Origin of the sequence: Paenibacillus sp. 23TSA30-6 (assembly GCF_014858585.1) — a bacterium.
Classification (GTDB): Bacteria; Bacillota; Bacilli; order Paenibacillales; family Paenibacillaceae; genus Paenibacillus.
In genome coordinates this window covers 1-3,495 of record NZ_SLTL01000072.1, presented here as the reverse complement: position 1 = coordinate 3,495, position 3,495 = coordinate 1, and the positions used below count along the sequence as shown (strand labels likewise).

Annotated in this window: 1 protein-coding gene; it reads left to right on the top strand. The window is 52.4% G+C overall.

Annotated features, from left to right (window positions below):
* Positions 1-3,495 (top strand): non-ribosomal peptide synthetase (locus tag E0698_RS26075; RefSeq protein ID WP_192513407.1); only part of this gene is annotated, 3,495 nt, incomplete at both ends.

Below are 3,495 nucleotides of genomic sequence, written 5' to 3'. Positions count from 1 at the left end.
GCAGACCCCGGAGCAGGCAGCATTGTTCTGCGAGGGAGAGCAACTGAGCTACCGCGAGCTGAACGAACGCGCCAACCGTTTGGCCCGCACCTTGCGTAGTCACGGAGTGACGAGCGATCGTTTGGTGGGTCTCATGACCGATCGTTCGGTGGATATGATCGTAGGCATCTTCGGGATTTTGAAAGCCGGGGGAGCATATGTGCCAATTGATCCGACGTATCCGGAAGAGCGTATCCGCTACATGCTGGACGACTCTGGGGCAGAGCTGTTATTGACGCAAAATCATCTGGTGGAAAAAGTGGATTTCGACGACGGTAAGGTGCTGGTTTTGGATGGAGAGCAGGCGGTCTATCACGAGGACGGTTCAAACCTGGAGCCTGTATCCGGGCCGAACGATTTGGCGTATGTGATTTACACGTCGGGAACGACAGGCAAGCCCAAAGGCGTTATGGTGGAGCACCACGGGCTGTGCAACCTGAAAACCTATTTTGATCAGACGCTGCACATTGGATTGTCAGATCATATCCTGATGTTTGCCAGCTATTCGTTTGATGCGGCTTGCTGGGAAGTATCTCAGGCGCTGTTTTGCGGAGCCACGCTGTACGTACCGACGTCAGACACGATTTTAAACTATGGTCAGTTCGAACAGTATATGACTGAGCACCAGATTACAGCCGTGCTACTGCCACCAACATACGCGGTGTATCTCGAGCCAGAGCGGATGCCAAACCTGCGTATCCTGCTCACAGGAGGGTCCACGACATCGACGGAGCTGGTAAACAAGTGGAAAAATCAAGTGGCATACTACAACGCTTATGGTCCAACAGAGAATTCGATTGTCACGTCGATTTGGTCGGTGTCCGACAATCCGAGCGTGGGAGAAACTATATCCATCGGACGTCCGATGCCGAATCACCGGGTTTATATCGTAGATGTATATGGACATCTGGCACCCGTGGGCGTAGCTGGAGAGTTGTGTGTGTCGGGGGCAGGTCTGGCGCGTGGGTATCTGCATCGTCCCGATTTAACAAATGAAGTCTTTGTACCGAATCCGTTTACGGACGGAGAAGCAGGATATGAACGGATGTATCGCACAGGGGACTTGGCGAGATGGATGCCGGACGGCAACATTGAGCACTTAGGCCGCATCGACCACCAGGTGAAAATCCGGGGGTACCGGATTGAACTGGGCGAGGTGGAGGCAAACCTGCTGAAGGTGGAGGCTGTGCAAGAGGTAATTGTACTATCCCATGAGGACGAGCAAGGGCAAAACCAACTGGTGGCGTACTATGTGGCAGAACGTGAAGTGAGTGCAAGTGAGCTGCGCAGCTTGCTGGGCGAGGAGCTGCCAAATTATATGGTGCCTTCGTACTTCGTACAACTGGAGAACATGCCGCTGACTCCGAACGGTAAAATTGACCGCAAAGCACTTCCAGCACCGCAAGGTAGTTTGCAAAGTGGGGCGAATTATGTAGAGCCTCGCACTGCGCTGGAGCAGACATTGGTTTCGGTGTGGCAGTCGGTCCTGGGTGCGAAGAGAGTCGGCATTTTGGACAATTTCTTCGATCTGGGCGGTGACTCGATCAAGGCGATTCAAGTATCCTCCCGTTTGCTGCAAGCGGGTTACAAGCTGGACATGAAGGATCTGTTCCAATATCCTTCCGTGTCGTTGCTGAGCAGTCATGTACACAAGGCTAGCCGTACATCCGATCAGCGGACGGTTTCCGGGGCGGTCCATCTGACCCCGATTCAGCAGTGGTTCTTTGCACAACGATCAGCAGAACCGCACTATTTTAACCAGTCGGTGATGCTGTATAGAGCACAAGGCTTTAACGAAGCCGCATTACGTCAAACGGTGACGAAGGTGGCCGAGCATCATGATGCGCTGCGCACCGTTTTCCGTCAGACCGAGCAGGGCTATGAAGCGTGGAGCCGTGGTCTGAACGAAGGGGAGCTGTATCGTCTGGACGTTGTTGATCTGACAAACCTAGGAGACTCCGCAGATGTGGTGAAGGCCATAGAAGAAAAAGCGAATGCCATCCAGAGTTCGATCCGTCTGGACGAAGGGCCACTGTTAAAGCTGGGACTGTTCCACTGCGCGGATGGAGACCATCTGTTGATTACGGTTCATCATTTGGTCATAGACGGCATTTCATGGCGGATCATATTCGAGGATTTTGCAACTGGATATGAGCAGGCCGTTCAGGGAGAAGCAATTCGTCTGCCATACAAAACGGACTCATTCGCAGCTTGGGCAGAGCGTTTGTCCCAATACGCGAATAGTCCGGCTATGGATTCGGAACGTGCATTCTGGCGGTATCTTGCCCAATCAAAATGGATGCCACTGCCCAAGGATCTGGATATCGCCGAAGGAGAAATTTTTCTGATGCGCGACAGCCAGACGGTGATCGTAGCTTGGAGCGAGCAGGAAACACGACTGCTGCTTCAGGAAGCGCACCGCGCGTACAACACGGAAGTCAATGATCTGCTGCTAACCGCATTGGGCACGGCCTTGTATAACTGGAGCGGTCAGGAGCGCGTGCTGGTCAACCTGGAGGGGCATGGTCGGGAAGCAATCATGCCGGATATTGATATCACACGCACAGTGGGCTGGTTTACAAGCCAATATCCGGTGCTGCTCGATGTTGACGGAAAGGCAGAAGTGGGGCAGCGAATCAAGCGGGTGAAGGAAGACTTGCGTCATGTGCCACAAAAGGGCATTGGCTACGGTATTCTGAAATATATGTCTCAGGATGTGAACGATGAAGAGCTGGCGTTCCAGCCGGACATCAGCTTCAACTATTTGGGACAATTTGATCAGGATTTGGAAAACAGCGATATCCAGTTCTCTTCCTATACAGGAGGGGAGCCAATCAGTGACAGCACTCTGTTAGAGCAGCCGCTGAATGTGAACGGAGTGATCACAGCAGGTGTACTGACATTGGAAATTAGTTATGACCGCAAGGTATATCACACGGAAAATGTGGAAAACTTTGCGCAGCTACTGCGGGAGAGCTTGCAGGAAGTGATCGTTCACTGTGCCTCCAAAGAGCGGAGTGAGCTATCACCAAGCGATGTATTGTTCAAGGGCTTGAGGTTGGAGCAGCTGGAACAATTGACGGAGCAAATGGCTTCTGTGGGTGAACTGGAAAATGTTTATGCGCTCTCGCCGATGCAGAAGGGGATGCTTTTCCATAGCTTAATGGAGCCGGAGTCAGGCGCATACTTCCAGCAAGCGTCGTTTGATCAAAAAGGCAGCTTTGATGTAGCTGTTTTCCGGAAGAGTCTGGATTTACTGACACAGCGTCATGAAGCGCTGCGGACGAATTTCCATATGTTTGAGACAGGGCACAGTCAGGAGCCATTACAGATCGTGTTCCGTCACAAAGATAGCGACCTTTCCTTCAAGGATTTACGTGGAATGCAGGAAGCGGAGCAAAAGGCGTATATCCATGCGTTCAAGCAGGAGGACCAGGCCCGGGGCTTTAATCTCGG